Annotated in this window: 21 protein-coding genes; 11 read left to right on the top strand and 10 right to left on the bottom strand. The window is 38.3% G+C overall.

Annotated features, from left to right (window positions below; translation table 11 throughout):
* The first annotated feature begins 366 nt into the window (after positions 1 to 366).
* Entirely contained in the window at positions 367 to 990 is a 624-nt protein-coding gene (locus ACFINK_RS00780; RefSeq protein WP_375638077.1) for a BA14K family protein, read from the top strand.
* A gap of 70 nt (positions 991 to 1060) precedes the next feature.
* Here the strand turns inward: ACFINK_RS00780 and ACFINK_RS00775 are convergent, their stop codons facing one another.
* Complete coding sequence (locus tag ACFINK_RS00775) at positions 1061 to 1711, bottom strand: MBL fold metallo-hydrolase (RefSeq protein ID WP_375612975.1); 651 nt, start codon at positions 1709 to 1711, stop codon at positions 1061 to 1063.
* A 144-nt stretch (positions 1712 to 1855) separates the two neighbouring features.
* Between ACFINK_RS00775 and ACFINK_RS00770 the strand changes: the two genes are divergently transcribed.
* Together ACFINK_RS00770 and ACFINK_RS00765 are read left to right on the top strand one after the other, a co-directional pair.
* Complete coding sequence (locus tag ACFINK_RS00770) at positions 1856 to 2560, top strand: response regulator (RefSeq protein WP_375638076.1); 705 nt, start codon at positions 1856 to 1858, stop codon at positions 2558 to 2560.
* 8 nt (positions 2561 to 2568) lie between these two features.
* Positions 2569 to 3909, top strand: a complete 1341-nt coding sequence (locus ACFINK_RS00765) for an ATP-binding protein (RefSeq protein ID WP_375611185.1) — start codon at positions 2569 to 2571, stop codon at positions 3907 to 3909.
* 45 nt (positions 3910 to 3954) lie between these two features.
* Here ACFINK_RS00765 and ACFINK_RS00760 read toward each other — a convergent pair whose 3' ends face one another.
* Both ACFINK_RS00760 and ACFINK_RS00755 read right to left on the bottom strand, forming a co-directional pair.
* On the bottom strand, positions 3955 to 4455 hold the full coding sequence (locus ACFINK_RS00760) for a type III secretion system chaperone family protein (RefSeq protein ID WP_273724125.1): 501 nt from the start codon (positions 4453 to 4455) through the stop codon (positions 3955 to 3957).
* Between the two features lie 404 nt (positions 4456 to 4859).
* Positions 4860 to 5105 carry an accessory factor UbiK family protein gene (locus tag ACFINK_RS00755; RefSeq protein WP_273791228.1) on the bottom strand — a complete coding sequence of 82 codons (246 nt, stop codon included), beginning with the start codon at positions 5103 to 5105 and terminating at the stop codon, positions 4860 to 4862.
* 305 nt (positions 5106 to 5410) lie between these two features.
* Between ACFINK_RS00755 and lgt the strand changes: the two genes are divergently transcribed.
* From lgt to ACFINK_RS00735, 4 genes are all read left to right on the top strand, one after another.
* Positions 5411 to 6289, top strand: a complete 879-nt coding sequence (gene lgt, locus ACFINK_RS00750; protein WP_375638075.1) for a prolipoprotein diacylglyceryl transferase — start codon at positions 5411 to 5413, stop codon at positions 6287 to 6289.
* The gene (locus ACFINK_RS00745) at positions 6264 to 7343 is read left to right on the top strand and encodes a class I SAM-dependent methyltransferase (protein ID WP_375638074.1); all 1080 of its coding nucleotides are present in this window, start codon (positions 6264 to 6266) and stop codon (positions 7341 to 7343) included. Before lgt ends, ACFINK_RS00745 begins: the two co-directional genes overlap by 26 nt.
* A 102-nt stretch (positions 7344 to 7445) precedes the next feature.
* Complete coding sequence (gene pgeF / locus ACFINK_RS00740) at positions 7446 to 8237, top strand: peptidoglycan editing factor PgeF (protein ID WP_375638073.1); 792 nt, start codon at positions 7446 to 7448, stop codon at positions 8235 to 8237.
* Positions 8238 to 8711: 474 nt separating this feature from the next.
* Positions 8712 to 9644, top strand: coding sequence for a ribose-phosphate pyrophosphokinase (locus ACFINK_RS00735; RefSeq protein WP_375606345.1), 933 nt, complete (start codon positions 8712 to 8714; stop codon positions 9642 to 9644).
* On the opposite strand, the gene ACFINK_RS00730 is transcribed toward ACFINK_RS00735, so the two are convergent.
* A complete protein-coding gene (locus ACFINK_RS00730; RefSeq protein WP_375612981.1) occupies positions 9641 to 11140 on the bottom strand; it encodes a helicase HerA domain-containing protein in 1500 nt (499 codons plus the stop codon). The genes ACFINK_RS00735 and ACFINK_RS00730 overlap by 4 nt on opposite strands.
* Positions 11141 to 11432: 292 nt before the next feature.
* Between ACFINK_RS00730 and ACFINK_RS00725 the strand changes: the two genes are divergently transcribed.
* Entirely contained in the window at positions 11433 to 12062 is a 630-nt protein-coding gene (locus ACFINK_RS00725) for a 50S ribosomal protein L25/general stress protein Ctc (RefSeq protein WP_375638072.1), read from the top strand.
* A 75-nt stretch (positions 12063 to 12137) separates the two neighbouring features.
* Positions 12138 to 12719, top strand: a complete 582-nt coding sequence (gene pth, locus ACFINK_RS00720; protein WP_375631640.1) for an aminoacyl-tRNA hydrolase — start codon at positions 12138 to 12140, stop codon at positions 12717 to 12719.
* A 221-nt stretch (positions 12720 to 12940) separates the two neighbouring features.
* Here pth and ACFINK_RS00715 read toward each other — a convergent pair whose 3' ends face one another.
* The gene (locus tag ACFINK_RS00715) at positions 12941 to 13684 is read right to left on the bottom strand and encodes a L,D-transpeptidase (protein ID WP_375638071.1); all 744 of its coding nucleotides are present in this window, start codon (positions 13682 to 13684) and stop codon (positions 12941 to 12943) included.
* Between the two features lie 265 nt (positions 13685 to 13949).
* Between ACFINK_RS00715 and ychF the strand changes: the two genes are divergently transcribed.
* Positions 13950 to 15053 carry a redox-regulated ATPase YchF gene (gene ychF, locus ACFINK_RS00710; protein WP_375636229.1) on the top strand — a complete coding sequence of 368 codons (1104 nt, stop codon included), beginning with the start codon at positions 13950 to 13952 and terminating at the stop codon, positions 15051 to 15053.
* Positions 15054 to 15212: 159 nt separating this feature from the next.
* On the opposite strand, the gene ACFINK_RS00705 is transcribed toward ychF, so the two are convergent.
* From ACFINK_RS00705 to petA, 4 genes are all read right to left on the bottom strand, one after another.
* Complete coding sequence (locus tag ACFINK_RS00705) at positions 15213 to 15653, bottom strand: PRC-barrel domain-containing protein (protein ID WP_375611176.1); 441 nt, start codon at positions 15651 to 15653, stop codon at positions 15213 to 15215.
* Between the two features lie 110 nt (positions 15654 to 15763).
* A complete protein-coding gene (locus ACFINK_RS00700; protein ID WP_375636227.1) occupies positions 15764 to 16660 on the bottom strand; it encodes a cytochrome c1 in 897 nt (298 codons plus the stop codon).
* Entirely contained in the window at positions 16654 to 17910 is a 1257-nt protein-coding gene (locus tag ACFINK_RS00695; protein WP_375638070.1) for a cytochrome b, read from the bottom strand. The genes ACFINK_RS00700 and ACFINK_RS00695 overlap by 7 nt, the downstream gene beginning before the upstream one ends.
* A gap of 4 nt (positions 17911 to 17914) precedes the next feature.
* A complete protein-coding gene (petA, locus tag ACFINK_RS00690) occupies positions 17915 to 18463 on the bottom strand; it encodes a ubiquinol-cytochrome c reductase iron-sulfur subunit (protein ID WP_375611173.1) in 549 nt (182 codons plus the stop codon).
* Between the two features lie 725 nt (positions 18464 to 19188).
* Here petA and ACFINK_RS00685 point away from each other — a divergent pair.
* Positions 19189 to 19665 (top strand): tRNA (cytidine(34)-2'-O)-methyltransferase, encoded by a 477-nt coding sequence (locus ACFINK_RS00685; protein WP_375612986.1) that lies wholly within the window; start codon positions 19189 to 19191, stop codon positions 19663 to 19665.
* Positions 19666 to 20150: 485 nt separating this feature from the next.
* Here ACFINK_RS00685 and ACFINK_RS00680 read toward each other — a convergent pair whose 3' ends face one another.
* On the bottom strand, positions 20151 to 21404 hold the full coding sequence (locus ACFINK_RS00680; protein ID WP_375612987.1) for a CCA tRNA nucleotidyltransferase: 1254 nt from the start codon (positions 21402 to 21404) through the stop codon (positions 20151 to 20153).
* Positions 21405 to 21591 lie beyond the last annotated feature (187 nt).

Raw genomic sequence — 21591 nt, 5'->3', positions numbered from 1 at the left:
CAATCACACAAATAAGGTTCTATCTTAGCACCATAAGCCTATAATAAAAAACGATAACTTTTGTTCATACACCTATTGTTCAATTCATATTGTATCAAGCAATAAAAAAGTACTCATCAATAAATAATTTATAACCAATAGTAAAAAATCTGGTGCTCTAAATACAAGCTGCTTAATTAACCTTAAGAAGAGTACATTAATTGAAATCAAAATTCTGTCATGATTTTATTTTACTGTATTGATAATAGTTTTAACTAAATGAATTTTTATTTTTTTTGTCACAATAAAGTCCAAAATTGTTCAGGCTCTATTCAGTTTGAAACGTGTAGGATGTGAAAAATACGAATTTACACAAGGAGCATCATTATGAAAAAAGTGATCAGATTAGCGGTATTATCAGCAATGTCTACTGCAACCGTTTTGATGCCATTAAATCCAACGCTTGCAGATATGGCATGGTATCATAACTATGACATGAGAAGGGAGGCTGGTTTACCGTCTCACAATTTTAGCTCCCATTTTTCTCATAGTGAACATCACTCTTTTGATAATCCCCACACGCGTCATTATGTTAGCCATAAATGGGGAGCACAACAACACCATCATGTTGAACACAAGACATATCATTATGTCGAGCGCAAAAAGACAAAACACAGTAGTATTAATATAAATAACTCAGGAGAAGCTTTAGCAATGGGCATTCTTGCTCTTGCAGCAGGTGCACTTCTCGGCAAAATTTTTAAAAAATCAGAACAGCCACAAGTTGTTTATCAAACCGCACCACAGCATCAAATTGTATATCAACAGGTTCCACAGGAACAGATAATTTATGAAGCTCCGCAAACAGTGGAATATGAGCCAGTACAACAATCATTAGAATCTGATTGGCTTAACTATTGCAAGAAAAAATACCGTTCTTTCAACCCTAAAACAGGAACTTTCCGAGACCGTAATGGTTTGGAACACGTTTGTTATGCCCCAATAAATTAACTTCTGTTCTGCCCTACTAAAAAGTCTTAAATGGCACAAAAAAACGCTTCAAAGCGTTTTTTTTATTTGCTCATATATTAAAATCTTGAAGAAAAGGATTATTTTGGCGCTCATAGCCTATGCTACTTTTGGGACCATGCCCACAGATAAAACAAACATCATCGCCTAAGGGTAAAACTTTTTCTCGAAGAGATTGCATCAATTTTTCATAAGAACAGAAGGGGAAGTCCGTACGTCCAATAGAACCACGAAAGAGAACATCACCCAAGAGGGCTAAGCGCTCTTTTTCATTGAAATAAATAACATGACCAGGGGAATGTCCTGGGGTGTGAAAAACCTTAAACACATGTCCAGCAAAATGAACGCACTCACCATCTTCTAACCATTGGTCAGGAATACAGATGCAAGCATCAGTGATGCCATAATTTTTTGCGCTTTCGCTCACGGCATCCATCACAGGCTTATCATCGCGATGTGAACCGATAATTTTTACATTAAGCGCTTCTTTCACTTGCATTGCTGCTCCTACATGATCAAAATGACCATGTGTTATCCAAATAGCCTCAACGATAACACCATTCTTTTCGATTACGTCTTGAATTCGTGGCCAATCACCACCAGGATCAACGAGAACCCCCGTTTTACTTTCACTATCAAAAAGCAAAGTGCAATTTTGTTGGAATGTCGTAACTGGAATAATATGTATATTAAGACTACCCATAATATCCTTTTCAAAAATAACTTTTTTAAATTTATAAATAAAACTTTCTTTCCTTTAAGGTAAAGGTGCTGCTCGACAGCTTTATACAACTTATGTAAACTTGCATTTTGTGTAAACTAAATTTTTATCAAGGTTTTTTTAAGAATGAGCAATCACGTTCAAGTTTTGTGTGACGATGCCCCTCACCTTCTTGTGATTGATGACGATACACGTATTCGCAATCTTTTATTTCAGTTTCTCATTAAAAATGGATTTCGTGTTTCAGTTTCAGCTAATGCGAATGAAGCAAGACGACTGTTAGTAAGTTTAGATTTTGATCTTCTTATTGTTGATGTCATGATGCCTGGCGAAAACGGTATTGATCTCACTCATTCACTCCGCCAAACAAAAGATGTCCCTATCTTTATGTTAACAGCTTTATCAGAAATAGACAATCGTATCCGTGGATTAGAAGCAGGGGCAGATGATTATCTGGCTAAGCCGTTTGACCCTCGTGAACTTCTCCTTCGCATCAACGCCATTTTACGACGTGGTTTTCCCCCTCACCAACCTAAAATTGAGCAAATAGTTTTTGGTCCTTATATATTTTCAATTTCACGACGCGAACTCAAAAAAGGAGGAGAAATTATTAAATTAACAGATAAAGAACAAGAAATGATGGTCATGTTTGCCGAAAATGCAGGCGATACAATTCCGCGCCATAAATTCGCGACCGATGACAGCAATATAAGTGAACGTGCCATTGATGTGCAGATCAACCGCCTTCGTCGTAAGATCGAAAAAAACCCAGCACTGCCTATATGGCTCCAAACCGTGCGAGGAATAGGGTATAAACTCTCTATTGAATAGGCACAAGAATGATCAAACCTTTAAGATTTTTTCTTCGATGGTTAACGAAAAAAATGCCTAAACGGCTTTATGCTCGCTCTTTGATCATTATCATTGCTCCCATGGTGCTTCTGCAAACGGTGATTGCTTATGTCTTTATGGAACGCCATTGGCAAATGGTAACGGAGCGTCTTTCAACGGCTGTCGTGCATGATATTTCAGCCATTATTGATATTCTTGAAACATATCCCCAACAAGATAACTATGAAGATATCAAGCGTATTGCACAACAACGTATGGGATTAAATATTTCTATTCTATCTCCTACCTCCTTACCCCCTCCAGGACCTAAGCCATTTTTTGCAATTCTTGACTATTTTTTAAGTGAAGAAATCACCCGCCAAATTAACCGTCCCTTCTGGATCGATACCGTAGGAGATTCTGATCTTGTTGAAATCCGTATCCACCTTGGTCACAACATTTTACGCGTCTTTGCTCCACGCAGCCAAGCCTATGCTTCCAATACTGCTATTTTTTTAAGCTGGATGGTAGGAACAGCTCTTGTTTTATTGCTGATAGCAATTTACTTTTTACGCAATCAAATCAAACCGATTCAACAATTGGCTGAAGCAGCAGAAAGCTTTGGACGCGGTCGTCCTTTACCAAAAGGATTTCAACCACAAGGAGCTGATGAAGTCCGACGTGCAGGCATCGCTTTTTTACGCATGCGTGAACGTATTGAACGCCAAATTGAACAACGTACCATGATGCTCTCAGGAGTAAGTCATGATTTAAGAACCATTCTTACACGCTTTAAACTTCAGCTGGCATTAGTAAATACTGACTTTGATATTAAACCGCTTGAGCAAGATGTAAGTGACATGCAAAATATGTTAGAAGATTATCTTGCTTTTGCTCGTGGTGAAGGAAGTGAAAGTGTCAAGACTTTTGATTTAAATGCTCTTATGCAAAAATTCTCCACCGATGCTCGTCTTCACAAACGTCAATTTTCTTACACTATTGAAGGTCCTACAGAAATACAAGTACGTCCCCGTGCTTTTACACGCTTGGTCAGCAATCTTGTATCAAATGCATTTTGTTACGGCACGACCGTTAAACTAACCGCTAACTCTCAACAAGAATCTTTTATATTAATAATCGATGATAATGGACCTGGAATTCATAAAAATATGCGCACAGAAGTTTTTAAGCCATTCTTTCGACTTGATAAAGCGCGAAATCAAGATGCAAGTGGAACAGGACTTGGTCTTTCTATTGCTCAAGACATAGCACGCAGCCATGGTGGCAATATACAATTAGATGAGAGCCCACTCGGGGGAGTGCGCGCTATTCTTGATGTCCCCCTATGAGCAATATTTCCGCAAACCGTCTGTAAAAATAACAGACTGTATATTTTAGGCATTCCCTACAGTTTCAAACAAAGTGTACTGTAGTGCCTTGTAAGCACTTTCTCCCGACAAAGCAACCATCTGAAATGCAACATAATGGCTTTCACAGGCTTTAAGTGCATGTATCAACAATGTTTCAACCTGTATATGAGATGGATGCATCCCACCAGCCAAAAGAAGACCTTGTCGATAAATAACTGAATTATTCCTTTGCCAGTAATCAAAATGTCCCAACAACAACTTTTCATTAATTGCTAGCAATAAGCGCTGTATTTCAGCTGTTCGAGCATTTTTAATAGAGAGATCAAACGAACAAGCTAAATGAAGTGCTTCATGCTCTTCCATCCATGAAAAAGCAAGACGATAGTTTGCGCGTTTTCCTTCCACACAAACGCTAATTTCATCTTGTGCATCCCGCTCAAACGACCAATCATATTCACAGGCAATCTGTTCGATAAAGTCAACAGGGTGCTCTTTTCTTTCTGTGGCGCAAAATGCAAGCCTCATCACAATCCTCAATCATCTTAAAACATTGTCAACAGAATATAAACCGTCTCAACTGTAACAATATTTTGCTACAATCAGAACCTTTACACCAAACAAATACACATAAAAACATCGACAGTACACAAACACCCAGAACACAATCGCGCTGTTTAGGGCAACCTGATAGTCATAAAACGAATCATCAAGTCTTTTCAGTGTATTGATACAATTTCATAGCGCCAGCCCCCCTGATTCAAAAAAATGTACTTTACCCAAAAAAAAAATCAAAAATAAACAAATGCTCCGCTCTAACAGACTCAAGATTAAGCATTTTTTAGTTTCACGCATCATATTGAAAAATTGGGGATATTTTTTTGAAGATTCTTTTTTTTAAACTATTTTACTTTTTTGTGTCTGCGTTTTTTTTAATCATCTTTTTTTAAATCATCAAGGCGTCTTTTCAAATCAGCGTTATCAGCATGGATTTTCAGCACCATCTCCTTAAAAGTCTCAAACTCTTCGCGAGAAACAAGATCAAGTTTGTTTGCTATCTTTTCAGCCTGCACACGAAAAGCTGTTCCAGCTTCACGTCGTATGCCTTGCGCAACGTCAGCAGCATCCGTTGCTAATTTTGCTAATTCATCAAGAATACGATTTGATCCATTACGCATAACCTTTTTCCTTAAATTTTAATTATTGACGCACGCATTATAGCGTATTCTCATAACATTTAGATACTGTAATTTGTTCCTTTTACTCTATATTTTACATACTGTGCAGATTTTTCATAATGATTTTGTTTAAGATTTTTTAATATTCCTTTTATCACCATATTTTTTACCGCGATAAATCAGTGGAAATCTATCTCCCTTTCTGACTAGCCTCCCTACTGACTTGACCATTGTGTATTCATCTGTCATTTCTGACCATCAGAGTCACTTCATATTCATCTCGTATAATGTAAGATGCTTAACTCATGAACAATTTGTCTTGTCCAACCATTGCTTTTCCGTCTTTTCTTGATCCTGTTATTATCCAGCTAGGTCCCATAACACTTCATTGGTATGGACTTGGTTACGTGCTGGGTATTCTTTTTGCTTGGTGGTATGCGCAAAAATTATTAAAAAAAACATCTCTATGGTATAGAAACTATCCTCCTATGGATAAAGAAAAAATCGGAGATTTTGTTGTCTGGTCTGCCATAAGTGTTGTTGTCGGAGGGCGTTTAGGACAAGTTCTTGTATGGGATCCCATTTACTATTTTAACCATCCAAGTGCTATCATTGCCGTATGGGATGGGGGAATGTCCTTTCATGGCGGACTTATTGGTATTATCATTGCTATGATCTGGTTTGCCCGTAAAAATTATATTAACATACGAGCCATGTTTGATATCATTGCTGCAGGTGCTCCTATTGGTATCGGCATTGTACGAATCTGCAACTTCATTAACCAAGAATTATGGGGTAATATTACTACACGTCCTTGGGCTGTTTGTTTTCCTCTCGATCCTTACTATTTACCGCGCCATCCAAGCCAGCTTTACGAAGCATTTATGGAAGGATTTCTTCTCTTCATCATCCTGTGTCTTCTTATTTTTGGGTTCAAAGCATTAAAACGTCCCGGTACTGTATCAGGAACATTTATTATAGGCTACGCAGTAACACGCAGCATTTCTGAAATTTACCGTGCGCCTCAAGAAGATCCAGAATGGTTTTCGACTCTTTTCCATTCTACTGGTTTTACCTATGGCATGGCTTTATCTCTTCCCATGCTTCTTGTAGGGTTTTATCTTCTTCTCCACGCCTTTAAATATAAATCGACAGAAAATGGCCAATCTAAAAGAAAAAATTAAAGAAATTATTGTCCTTAATGGACCAATCACTGTTAGCCAATATATGACGTTGGCACTCACCGATCCCCAATTTGGTTATTATCAAACACAAACCCCTTTTGGACGTGCTGGTGATTTCATTACAGCACCTGAAATAAGCCAATTATTTGGAGAAATGATTGGCATTTGGACTCTTGCAAGCTGGAAAGCTCAAGGGTGCCCTCACCCTTTTATTCTCGCTGAAATAGGTCCAGGACGAGGAACTTTGATGGATGACATTTTGCGAACCATCCAAAAGCTCTCTCAAACGGCATTTAATGCTGCTGAAATTTTTCTGATCGAAATAAGCAAAAAACTTGCAAAAGAACAAAAAAAGCGCCTTTTCTCTTATCAAAAACAAATCCATAGCATTGAAAATTTTAATCAAATTCCTTCAAATCCTCTCTTCCTCATTGCTAATGAATTTCTCGATACACTCCCTATCAACCAATATATTAAAGTCAATGGAGAATGGAAAGAGCGCCGCATTACAGTCAATCAAAATGGAGATTTCATCTTTATTGCTGCCCCGCATAAACTTCCCTCTTCTTGTCTACAAACCTATTGTTCTAAAGTGCCTGACGGAACAATTTTTGAACATGCCCCCTTACGGCATCAATTCATGCAACAAATCAGCCACCATTTAGTGCAAGTGACAGGTTCTGCTTTACTTATCGACTATGGTGCTTGTGAGCTTGCCTTTGGCGATACCTTGCAAGCACTCTCAAAACATAGATTTCGTGATGTTTTTGATGCCCCTGGTGAACATGATTTAACATCCCATGTTGATTTTTCTTTTTTAAAAAACATAGCTCTTGAACAGGGCTGTTTTGCTGAAATCTTAGAGCAAGGAGAATTTCTTTTTAAAATGGGGCTACTGGAGCGCGCAAACCAGCTTGGAGTTGGCAAAAGTGCTCCTTTGCAAGACAAAATCCGCCAAGACATCGAACGGCTCGCTAGTCCAGATCAGATGGGAAAATTATTTAAAGTTTTACATTTCAGTGATAAAAATATCTCCATACCTCCCCAATTTTGATGATCGGCGCTTTTGTCAATAAGCACATCATTATCTGAAATATTCATTGACAAATATGAACATCTCCATCCTCACTTTAAATAATCTCCATAAGGAACTTTTATGAAATCTATCCCTCATCCTATCTTCGCAAAAAAACTTTCTACTTTACACACCCATGGGATAAAACATGGATTTTTTACACGTCAAGGTGGTGTTTCAAAAAATCTTTATCATAGTCTTAATGTTGGGAAAGGTTCAAATGATCAGCTTGAATATATTGTACAGAATCGTCTTTTGATTGCCAATTATTTTTCTATTGAAGCGCAAAATTTAGTCACAGTTAATCAAATACACTCCTGTAACGTTGTCGTAGCTCATCAAGCAACTATCGGTGCACCTCCTCAAGCTGATGCTCTGGTTACGACCACCCCAGAACTCGTTATTGGGGTTCTTACAGCAGATTGCGGACCCATTCTGTTTGCTGATCCACAAGCTGGAGTCATCGCTGCAACTCATGCTGGCTGGCGTGGAAGCTTAAATGGAATTATCGAGAAAACAATTGCTGTTATGGAAACACAAGGAGCCAAAAGACAATCAATAACAGCAGTCCTTGGACCTTGTATTGGCCCTTATCACTACGAAGTAACAAATGAATTTTACGACCAATTTATTGATTACCACAGCAAATACCAAAAATATTTTTTAAAAACAGACAAAATAAATCGCTTTTATTTTAATCTATGGGCATTTATTATAAACCAACTCAAAGAAGCAGGCGTTAATGCTTCTTGTGTAGAGCTTTGTACCTATCAAGATGAACAGCGTTTTTTCTCCTATCGCCGTGCAATACACCGCAACGAACCCGATTACGGACGGCAAATTTCTGCTATTATGCTGAAAAACAAAAGATGAGCCCCTTTTATACTTGAGAACAATACCAAAACTGCAAAACTAAACTTTTTACCCAAATGTAAAAATAAACCCCATTGGACTTTGCTTTTTTCACGAAATTATCTACCAGCACATAAAATATGATAGCCTTCGCTATGATCATTTTCAATGTTTGGTTATAATGATTGAAGGCAAGATGATACTTCTTTTTATTACTCCCCTTCATTCATCTTAAATATGAAACATTCCCCATATTGAAAGTATTTTTATAAAGTAATAACCAAAAAGCTTAATCAATATGTATTTCTTTGCCGCATGGAGAAAAAACTTTGCTCTAAAAGTAATAAACTTTTGGAAAAAGAGAAAACATACTGCATAGCTCTTTTATAATAATCGATAAAATTGTAAGGCTTTTGTAATTGCTCTCTTGCAATTTAATAAAAAGAAATTAAAAACCGTGTCGCATTCCCACCATGATGATTCAGAGGTTCTACTATGAAACTTTTCTGCGGAAATTCTAATCCACGCCTAGCTGAAGATGTTGCAAATTATTTGAACATCCCCTTAGGCAAAGCAACTGTAAAGCGCTTTGCTGATCAAGAAATTTTCGTAGAACTGCATGAAAATGTACGTGGACAAGATGTTTTTGTTTTGCAATCTACATCCTATCCCGCAAATGATCATTTGATGGAATTACTCATCATGATTGATGCCCTTCGTCGTTCTTCTGCGCGTCGTATTACAGCTGTTATCCCCTATTTTGGCTATGCCCGCCAAGATAGAAAACCAGGACCACGAACTCCTATTTCTGCAAAACTTGTTGCCAACCTCATTACTGAAGCAGGGGCCCATCGTGTTTTAACACTAGACCTTCATGCAGGACAAATTCAAGGTTTTTTTGATATCCCTACGGATAATCTCTATGCTGTTCCTGTCATTTCTCGCGATGTCAAAGTGCATTATTCTCTTGAAAATGTTATCGTTGTTTCACCTGATGTGGGTGGTGTGGTTCGCGCGCGCGCGCTTGCCAAGCGCTTGAACAGTTTGCTCGCTATTGTGGATAAACGTCGCGAAAGCCCCGGTGAATCAGAAGTTATGAATATCATTGGAGATGTATCGGGAAAAGATTGCCTTTTGCTTGATGATATTGTTGATTCAGGTGGAACTTTATGCAATGCAGCAAGTGCTCTGCTTAAACATGGTGCCAATAGTGTCACAGCTTATATCACGCACGGTGTTCTTTCTGGTAATGCAATCGAGCGAATTGCTAATTCAGAGATGAAAGAATTGGTTATTACAGATTCAATTATGCCAACACAAGCTATTGAGAAAACCCATAATATTCGTGTTTTGCCCATTGCCGACCTTATGGGAGAAGCAATAGCAAGGACAGCAGCAGAACAATCGGTTTCCAGCTTATTTGGTTAAAGTGGTTCCTTGGGGTCTCCCGGTGCTGTTTCAACACCAAGATCAGGAAAGGCAACAATACGTTGACCACTAAAATGCGTGTGAATAACAATAAGTCCACGCTCTTCAAAGTAGGTTAAAAGTCGGCGTGCACGGCTTAAAGAATGAGTCCCATAAAGACGTGCTAAAAATGCATCAGATGGACATGGCTTTCCCCCTAATGCGGCCTGTGCCACGTTCAAGAAGACTCCTTGAACATCTTCTTCCAAACTTTCTGATATCTGCAAAATATGTTTCCAATGTTCACTGACAGCCGTTTGTTCATCAACAAAAGCCTGAGCAATAGCCAATTTACGCCGAAATTGTGAAAGATTAAAAGGAACCTTTGACATCCCATGGATACGGCAACGAACTGAAAAATCTTGATAAAGCACCGCTGTTGAACGATAAAAAGCTTCAGAATCCTCAAGAATTTCCCGAATAATATGTTCTGCTTGCCCGTCACGCTCAACATCAGAAAGTTCAGGAAATAAACTTGGGTTTTCTTCTAACAACTCTTGTTTTTTATGCACGACCTCCTCTAACATCTCGTGCATTGACTTTTCCCTCATCGGCTCTCGTGTTTGTTTAAATGGCGTTAAAATTTCCTCTGGTGAAGCAGTAAAAACGAGCTCTTGCACATCATCCCGCTCTGTTGGAAGTGGCATTAATTTAGGGCTAGAAGAGCGTGCCAAAGTTTCAACAGAACCGATAATAATTGGTAAGGGACGTCGTGATAAAGCAGGGCCTAAAGCTATAAAATTTCCCCGTTCAAGATCTCTAAACATTTCCGCTTGGCGACGCTCCATCCCCAAAAGATCAGCGGCGCGCACCATATCAATATCTAAAAAAGTCCGCCCTATTAAAAAGTTTGAAGCTTCAGCCGCAACATTTTTGGCAAGCTTAGCCAAACGTTGTGTCGCAATAACACCAGCAAGACCACGTTTACGTCCTCGACACATCAGATTGGTCATAGCGCTCAAAGAAATTTTACGCGCTTCATCAGAAACTTCTCCTGCTGCAGTTGGAGCAAACAATTGTGCTTCATCGACAACGACAAGCATAGGATACCAATAATCACGTTCCACATCAAACAGTGCCCCAAGGAAAGCCCCTACAGCACGCATCTGTTGTTCAGTGTCCAAACCTTCAAGATTAAATACCACCGAAACCCGATGTTGTCGAATGCGATGCGCAATACGTGTCAATTCTAGTTCGCTCCGTTGAGCCTCTACAATAACATGACCAAATTTATCTGCCAAAGTTACAAAATCGCCTTCTGGATCAATTACACAATGCTGCACCCACTGAGCACTTTGCTCCAGAAGACGGCGTAAAAGATGTGATTTCCCTGAACCAGAATTACCTTGTACAAGAAGACGTGTCGCCAATAATTCTTCCAAATCAAGAAGTGCTGGCATCGATTTATGCAAAGCACGACTTTCTGACATCTCACCCAAGGCAATCTCAACCTTCATAACATCTCCAGTGTTTGATTTTGAACATATCAGTGCCAGCACATATTGGTTGATTCTCCATCCACACCGTAATTTGTAACATTTCCTCCTTTTTAACGGTAGAAATCATCGATTTTTCCCACAACTCTTGCATCTATGAATAGTTTGAACTATAGAACAAACTTCTGCGTAGACACCCTTGGAGGCAACGTAGAATGGAGTGATCGCTGTTGGTTAGCGCATATCTTCATATCCATGCAAAAACTATTACTGTTTTTGAAGGATCTCCAATCATGTAAAAAGGACTTAAATTATGAGCAAAAGCTACACTCTTAAGGCCGAAAAACGCGAGCGGGTTGGTAAGGGGTCCTCCCGTGAACTTCGCCGCAACGGTCTTATTCCTGCTGTCATTTATGGTGAAAAACAACCACCTTTGGCAATAACAATTCCCTATAAAGAAATTTTCTACAAAATTCATGCTGGTGGCTTTCGCACCACCATTGCAACGATTATTCTTGACAAGCAAAAAATTATGGTTTTGCCAAAAGATTATCAATTAGATCCCGTGCGTGACTTTCCCCTCCATGTAGACTTTTTGCGCATTTCAGCAAAATCCGTTGTAGAAGTGAATATTCCTGTCCACTTCCTCAATGAAGATACGGCACCTGGACTTAAAAAGGGTGGTGTCCTCAATATTGTTCGGCACGAAATTGAATGTACAGCTCCAGCAAGTGCTATTCCTGAAGCTATTGAAATTGATCTCTCCAGCTACTCTATTGGTGATTCTATTCACATTTCAGCAGTGCAACTGCCAAAAGATGTGACTCCCATCATCCAAGATCGAGACTTTACCATTGCAACCATTGCAGCTCCTGCTGGCATGGATGTCAGCGATGAAACTTCTGAACAAGAAAATGATGAAGAAGACACACAAACTTCATAAAACTCAAAAGGCGGGAATTTTTCCGCCTTAATTTATGAGACATTACCCTTACTCATACTTTGACTGAAGATACACATGTGGCTTATTGCTGGTCTTGGCAATCCTGGTTTACAATATCAAAATAACCGCCATAATATCGGTTTTATGGCTGTTGATGCCATTTATCAGTCCTTCTCTTTTTCTCCATGGTCAAAGAAGTTTCAAGCAGAAATCTCCAATGGTTTCATAAATAATGAGAAAATTTTTCTTATAAAACCACAAACTTTCATGAATCTTTCTGGTCAAGCTATCGGTGAAGCTTTGCGATTTTATAAATTAGATTTAAAGAATTTGATCATCATTTATGATGAACTAGACCTGTCACCGGGGAAAGTTCGTATAAAAATTGGTGGAGGACATAATGGGCATAATGGCATTAAGTCTATTGATGCCCATTGTGGTACTGACTATTGTCGTATACGCATAGGAATTGGTCATCCTGGAAGCAAAGAACTTGTTCATCAACATGTCTTGGGGAATTTTACCAAATCTGATCAAGAATGGTTATCCCCTCTCTTAGAGACAATTGCAAAAAATATCGCTCTCCTTATAAAAGATGATAAATCCCTCTTTATGAATGAAGTTTCACAAACGATAAAACACAATCAGAACCATTAGCTTGCGTGCCCCTGTCGCGTGAAGAATATGAATAAGAACTCTTAAAAAAATCCTCTTATAAACTTTCTCAAAGGCAAAATCTGTTGGCAACGTGAGAAGCTAGAAAATAGAACAGAATACAAGCTTGTATACACCTTTGAAGAAGAAAGGCTTATATTCTCTTTTGAGAGAAAGAGAAGATTGAACAGCAAACACAGCTCTCTCCAATCTTCTCCCCTAAATTAAAAAAAATCATTTGGCTGAATGGTCGACTGTAGCGGATCGTAACCATTTGATTGTTGACTATAAACTGCAGGAATACTCCTATTGTTTTGCAATACCACAACACGCGAACCAATGGGAACACGATCATAAAGATCGATAATATCTTGATTAAGCAAACGGATACACCCACTTGAAATAGCACGCCCAATTGACCACGATTCGTGTGAGCCATGAATACGGAAAAGTGTATCTTTCCCATTTTTGAACAAATAAAGTGCCCGCGCACCTAATGGATTATCGGGCCCTGGTGGCATTCCTTTCCCAAGATGACCATAACGTTCTGGTTCTCGAGCCATCATAGCTGCAGTAGGAGCCCAATTTGGCCACCGACGCTTGCGCTGTATAACCCCCTCACCTTCAAATGCTAGGCCTTCTTTACCGACACCAATCCCATAACGCAAAGCTTTTCCATTTTCACCAATAAGGTAAAGAAAACACTCTTGCGTATCTATAACCAATGTTCCAGGCGCATAAGATGTATAATAAATCACCTCTTGTCGCCAATATTTTGGATCAATTGTCGCAAGATCAACAGCAGGTAACGAATAGGTCTCATTCGTTACAGGACCATACAAAGCCTGTATTTCTGGTGGAATGTATCGAACTTGTTGAAAAGGTACCGATGACATATCTGACTGACGTGTAGCACATCCAGCCAAAGCCAAAAGTGCTGCAATTAAAAAGGCACAACGAGATAACACTCTTCTATTTTCTCCGATTAATTATTTATGCAGATTTGCATACCATGAAAAACTTAGCACAATATTAACATTAATTCGAAGTTTTCTTATCCTTGTAACTAAGGAGAACAATAAGGTAAGAAGAACTAAGGTAAAAAAGTAGATACCTATTACTTTAGACTTTTTTCTCACTTATCGCAAGACCAGGACTATAACTCTTCTGAAAATATGCTATAAAAAGGAAGCTTTATCTTGACCATAAAATTAATAGAAAAGAAAGACTCTCATGGGCTTTAAATGCGGTATTGTCGGATTACCTAATGTCGGGAAATCAACTCTTTTTAATGCATTAACAAAAACAGCCACTGCACAGGCTGCCAATTATCCTTTTTGTACCATTGAACCCAATACCGGAGAAGTTGCTGTTCCAGATTTACGAATGGAAAAAATTGCATCAATCGCTGGTTCAAAAGAAATGATTCCTACACGCATTAACTTCGTCGATATTGCGGGGCTTGTGCGAGGAGCTTCAAAAGGCGAAGGTTTAGGAAACAAGTTTTTAGCCAATATTCGCGAAGTCGATGCCATTGTCCACGTTTTACGCTGTTTTCAAAATGAAGATATTACCCATGTAGAGGGACGTATTGATCCTTTTTGTGATGCGACAACGGTTGAAACCGAACTCATGCTTGCGGATCTTGAAAGTCTTGAGAGACGAATCATACAAATCCGTAAACGAGCAACCGGAAAAGACAAAGAAGCTCTCACAATTTTACCTATTATGGAAAAAGCATTAAACATACTGCAACAGGGAAACCCTGTCCGGTTATTACTCAAAGATATTTCTTCCGATGAACACCACATTCTTAAGAGTTTGAATCTTTTAACCTCCAAGCCTGTACTTTATGTTTGTAATGTAAGCGAAAATGACGCCGCTCGTGGAAATAGCTTTACCCAAACAGTTGAAAAAATGGCAACAGAGCAAAATGCGCAAAGCATTATCATTTCTGCTTCTATCGAAGCGGAAATTACACAACTGAGTGATGCTGAAGCATCAGAATATCTCAATGCGCTAGGACTCTTTGAACCGAGTCTCAATCGCCTCATTCGCGCTGGTTACCATTTACTTGATCTCATTACTTACTTCACCTGTGGGCCTAAGGAAACACGAGCATGGACAATTACGCGTGGTACAAAAGCTCCCCAAGCAGCTGGTGTTATTCATTCAGATTTTGAGCGCGGTTTCATTCGTGCCCAAACCATCAGCTATAATGACTATATTGCTCTGGGTGGAGAAAGCGGTGCAAAGGAAGCAGGAAAAGCCCGCGATGAAGGAAAGGAATACATTGTGCAAGATGGCGATATCATGTTATTTAAACATAATACTTAAATCTTCACTCTGTCTTAATAGTTTATCTTGAAAACTTTGATAATAGCTCCTTGGAATCTTGTCGCAAAAATTCTCAAGAGCTTTTAGAACAAAAAAACTGTTGCTAGCATATGATTGTGATAGCAACAGCTTGGTCCATTAAAGAATAGAAATATAAAATTAGCGTGTCCAACGCCCTTCGTATTTAAATGTTGGAGCGTTCTTTAAAGAATCTTTTGTCGCATTTGTAATAAGTTTCCATTTACCATAATCATTTGTCATCTGGATTGTTTCTGGAGAAACGACCACATAACTCTCGCCTATGCCAAGAAAACCACCAACAGCAATAACAAATCCTGCAATATTATTTTCACGTAAAATAATATCTTTTACTTCACCAATATTTTCATCTTCTATATTATATACATTGGCGCCTATAAGACTGGAAGCAACAAAATCCGTTGCTAAAGGTGTCACATAACGCACAGACTTATCTATCCCCACCTGTACAATACCCGTCGAAGAGATCATTTCAGGTTTTGAAGGCACTTCAAAAGACTGAGCATAAGTACTAGAAACCATCAAAATTGACATAAGAGTAGTACATGCAATTTTTTTCATTTTAACATCTCCATTTTTACTTTGCTTTTACTTTATAAAACCTCAATGCATCATAAAAAGATTTGTTCCTTATGCTCTTTATACTCTATACTCTTTTGAGCCTTATCGCTTTACCCTTTTCTCTTTATTTCGTCTTTTATTTCTTTCTCTAATTCTTCTTCTAAACCACACCAAATACGATTTTTTAAAATATAAACAAACCCTGCAAAAATGATTAAAAATAAAATAACACGAAAACCGGTTTTTTTACGAATTTCCATATGAGGATCGGCAGCCCACATCAAAAAAGCAGAAACATCGCGCGCATAATGTTCAATGATTTCTGGGGTTCCATCTTCATAAGCAACCATACCATCACTCAAAGGAGGAGCCATAGTTAAAGAATTACCGGCAATAAAATAAGGATTATACCAATAACCATTCGCAATTTTTATCTCCTTCGGTGCCTTCTGATATCCTGTTAAAAGAGCTGTAATATAATCTGGACCAGCTGTATCATAATGAGTCAATGCATCAGTAATTAAAGCAGGAAACGGCAAAGATACCCCACGTGCACGTGCTATCAATGTCAAATCTGGAGGATAAGCACTATTCAAAATAAATCTTGCTTCTTCTTCATGTGAAAAGGGAGAAGGAAAACAATCCGTTGCAACCCCAGCACGTTTAAAAAATTTTCCTTCTCGATTAGGACCATCGCGCACTTCATATTGCCCCGCCAAAGCTTTGATCTGTTCTTGATCATACCCAAGATCTTTTAAATTGCGAAAAGCCACATATTTTAGCCCATGGCAGCTGGAACAAACTTGTCTATAAACCTTTAATCCGCGCCTCAATTGCGCCTTATCATAAAGCCCAAATGGACCTGAAAAACTCCATTCTTGTTTTTTAGGAACCTGTAAAGGAAAAGAAATAAATCCTTCTTCCTGATCAGAGGCATCACTCGCTAAACTCTGAGCAGAAAAACTCATAGCAACAATAACAACCAGCCCGACAAAAACATTTACCATAGTCTCTTTTTTTTCTGTTTTAAATCTTGCATAATTGAAGAAGGAAGAGAACAATTTTTTTCAAACGCTGGCAAAATCGGCAAAATAACCAAAAAAAATATAAAATAATAAACCGTAGCCAATTGTGTCCATAAAAGAATTTTGTCACTTATTTCTCTTGACCCCAACCAACCAAGAAAAACGACATCAATAACCAACGCCCAAAAGAAAATTTTATAAACAGGTCGATATCTTGCTGAACATATTTTAGAGCGGTCTAACCATGGCACAAAAATTAAAATGCAAATCGAACTGACGAATAAAACAAAGCCAACAAAGTTTGAAGAGAAAATACCGATATCAAAAGTTATAGCACGAAGCATCGCATAAAAAGGCAAAAAATACCATTCTGGAACCACACGAAGAGGTGCCTTTAAAGGATCTGCCACACTATAATTTTCAGCCTGCCCCATATAATCGGGCATATAAAACAAAAACCAGGCAAAGAAGATGAGAAAAACAGTAATAGCAAAAATATCTTTGATAAGCGCATAAGGCGAAAATGGAACTGTTTCCTTATCTGATTGTATAGCAAGACCCGTTGGATTGCCTTGCCCAACACAATGAATTGCCCAAATATGCAGCCCCACAAAAAGAAGCAAAATAAATGATAAAACATAATGGAAAACATAAAAACGATTCAACGTTGGTTGTCCTACGACATAACCACCCAGAAGTGTCTCATGCAACCATGTCCCCACCAAAGATATCGTTTTTAAAAGCCCTGCAATCACTGAAGCCGCTGAAATAGACATCATCCCCCAAACAAGCACATAACCAAAAAATGCTATTGCCATCATGATGATATAAATAAAAATACCTGTAACCCATACCATTTCTCGCATATTTTTATAAGAACCATAATAAAGTCCACGTGCTAAATGGATATAAACAGCAATAAAAAAAAACGAAGAGCCTACACAATGCCATGGACGAAAAAGCCAACCAAACTGCCCTTCACGCCGAAATCGTTCACTGGTTTCAAAAGCCAAATGAATATCCGGAACATAATGCATAGCCAAGACAATACCAGTCAAAAGCTGTGATAAAAGCATAATGGTCAAAATACCGCCAAATGTATAAAAGTAATTAAGATTACGCGGAACAGGAAAAATCACAAATGCATTATAAAAAAAACGAGGAAGAGGAAAACGCTTATCAAACCAACGGGCAAGTGCATTTTTAGGACAATAAGGAGAAAACCTTGTCATAACCTTATCCTATTTTGAGCAAAGTATCAGAAAGAAATTGGTAAGGAGGAATAGCCAAATTATAGTTAGCTGGACCCGACCGCACTCTTCCAGCTGTATCATAAACAGACCCATGACATGGACACAACCACCCTCCAAATTTCCCAGATTGCCCAAGTGTTATACAGCCTAAATGCGTACAAAGATTAATGACGATAAGCCAATTTTCACGTCCTTTACCTGCTGAACGTGCAAAATCCGTCGCTTCTTTTTCACCTTCAAGATTAGGATTGCGCGCTTGACGATCTTTTAGAAGTCTCAATTCAGTAGCGCGCGCATCAGCAATTTCTTTTGCCGTACGATTTCGAATAACAACAGGCTGTCCTCGCCACTTTACCGTTACTGACATCCCCTCTTCAATACCAGAAAGATCAACCTCAACAGAGGAAGATGCCAAAACAGCTTCATCTGGACGCAACTGACGGATAAAAGGCCACACAACCGCTCCCATTCCAACTGCTCCTGCAACAGCTGTTACCAAAAACAGAAAATCCCGCCTCGTTTGCTCACCCATGGCCTTAACTTAAAGAGACACTTTGCTAAAACATTCTTTTACCATACCCTCTCCCATTGTACAATGCTTGATCACTCCGTTACCTCAACCATAAAAACATCCCCGTAAAACACTCCTGCCATTTGTATGGTTTATACAAAAAACTGTTTTATAATGATAATTCATCGTTTTACAGAGTAAATGAAATCCCTAAACACCGTAAGGTTTTTTCATTTCAAACCTATTCATATTAATCAATCAAAATTACTCCCCCGCCCGTGAAAATCAGAGATAGCATGTAAATAAACACTTCTAAAGAAAGAAACATAGTCTTGTTATGACCATATCTCAGTAAACAAGTTGAGCTTATCGGTTATTTCTTTAACACATTTACAGCATCTCTCCCTCCCTCAATTCCAACTGGTTGCATGAGTATTTTTTTCGCTTCTGTTTTTGCATAAAAAGCATATTTTGTTGATTTTAATTAAAATTGATGATCTAATCTCATTAAATATCCCACTTTTCAACATAATGAGCCAAGTCATTTCATGGATTGCTCAATAAAAGGAAGTCCCGAATAGGGAGCTTCTCTCTGATCCCAAACAGACCTGTATACATAACTTTTCCCTGAAATTTAAAGGGAATAAAAATGAACCGTAAAAAACATGTATTTCTCAAAGCATATTTTTCGAATAAATTGTGGTGCTTCTTTACAAAGTCGAAAGAAAAATCATATTACAGAGAACATGACACTTCATATAGCTCTTTTCCAACCTGATATTGCTGGTAATACTGGAACGATTTTACGTCTTAGCGCTTGCTTTGGTTTACATGTGCACATTATTGAACCTGCAGGCTTTAATCTGTCGGATCGTAATCTCAAACGCGCAGGATTGGATTATCTCGAATATGCTTCCTTAGAACGACACATTGATTGGCAACATTTTATAAGCTCCATGAAACACTTTAACCGCCGCCTGTTGCTTTTAAGTACAAAAGCAAAAACATGCTATACGCAGATATGCTATCAAAGAAATGATGTTTTACTTTTTGGTCGTGAAACAGCTGGCGTTCCCGATTATGTTCATGAAGCGGCCGATTACACATTAAAAATTCCCATGCAACCACAGGCACGCTCTCTAAATCTCGCCATGAGCGTAGCCATAACAACAGGAGAAGCATTACGCCAAATTGGTTATCATGAAAGAAACTGTAATCTATAAAAACATAAATTATCACGAAAAACAATAATACAACATATAAAGAACAGTTAGAGCGTATAATGCCTATCATTTTCCAACAATTAAGTGCTGGTAAAATAAACATTTCTTAGTGCCCATCACATCCATTTCATATCACCTCATATCACCACCTATGAATGATTAAATACTCCTCATAGTAAAAATCCAGTGAACATCCCCCTCTTTATGGTCATACAAGGTGCAAACCGCTACCACTATTCTCTTTATTCGTTCTCATTTTCGAGAATCCTTATCTTTGAGATGATTCATAAGAGACATTTTTCCTCTCTGTAATCATTTTTCCTCACTTGTGACGTGTAAGGCAATAACTTTGATTGATGTAATATGAACAGGTTTGAAATAACCTTACAATATTGTGAACTCTTATTTCACATAAATAATGATTATTATAAATTAATATGTTGACTTAAAAAATATAAACAACAGTGAGTTTATAAACAGAAATATTATAAATCAATTTTTTCTAATAGTGCATGACGATCCATTAAAAATCCGCTTTCAATCCATATCATTTCTAGCTCTTTAAGCTTTTTTCCTAAAAGTACACCTTTTGTAAAACCTTTCTTTATTAAATCGTTACCATTAATAGGAAAAGTTGGAATTTGCCATTTTTGGGCAAATTGATAAAGCTTGACATAACCCTCTGCTTTTTGCAAAGCATCACTTTTTTCCAGATGATCAAGATGTGATGCAGCGACAGACAACGATAATTGATCTAAAACTGGCTGTCGTCCATGAAAATAAATCAGTTTTTGCACAAAATGATCAGAACAGTTTTGGTTTATTATTTCTAACTCTGCCCATTCTTTTAATCGCGTTGTTTCCTTAAGAGAAAAACGCAAGCGCTGTGCCATTTCATGAAGACGCATGGGATCAGGAGGAAGAAGGCTTTCTAGCCGTAACAATGGATCAACTTTCCAACCAAGATCCTGTTCTGTCTTCACCAATGCGTGAATTGCATCAATACCCCATCGTTCTGTTTCAGGAAAAATGAGTGCCAAAATTCTGCTTTGTCGCATCCATAAAAGAGCACGCGTTGGATCAAACGCCGCAAGAAGCTTTTTCATTTCTGCCCAAATACGTTCAGAAGAAAGTTTTTTTAAACCGTGTTTTAAACGAACACATGCCTTCAATCCTTGCACATCAGGTCGCCCTGCTCCATACCACGCAAAAAAGCGAAAAAACCGTAAAATACGCAAATAATCTTCGCCAATACGATCTTCTGCAACCCCAATAAAACGAACTGTTCGGCTAGCAATATCACTCAAACCTCCCACATCATCATAAAGGTTGCCAGCAGCATCACAATAAAGCGCATTTATCGTAAAATCTCGCCGTTCAGCATCTTTTTTCCAATCACGACCAAATGCCACTTTTGCATGACGACCATCTGTTTCAATATCGCAGCGAAGCGTTGTAACCTCATAAGAACATGAATGAGCAACTACTGTTATTGTACCAAAAGCAATCCCTGTAGGAATAGCTTTAAATCCTGCTTCTTCTACACGTGCAATAACCTGTTGCGGCAAACAGGTTGTTGCAATATCAATATCACTAATAGGCTGCCCTAGCAGTTGATTGCGCACTGCTCCCCCTACAATACGCGCCTCTTCCCCCTCCACAGACAAAACACGAAGAAGTGTTTGGATATCACTTTGTTGTAACCACGCAACCTGTTTGAAGTTCTGTCTTATATTCACCCTTTAACCTTTCAAAAAAGTTGTCTTCATTGCTTTAAAAAACTCTCTTCATAAAACAAATTTTTTAAGACATCCCTTATAAAGCACGTCTATTCTTCCAAAGAAACTTTTCTCTTCTATACGAATATGAAAAAAAACGGCATATGATACTTCATTTCTTCTCATTTTCTGTTACAAACAATAAGAT

Origin of the sequence: Bartonella sp. AA16NXGY, from assembly GCF_042197325.1 — a bacterium.
Taxonomy (GTDB): domain Bacteria; phylum Pseudomonadota; class Alphaproteobacteria; order Rhizobiales; family Rhizobiaceae; genus Bartonella.
Note: the sequence above shows the minus strand (reverse complement) of the source record. Positions and strands in the feature narration are given on the sequence as shown.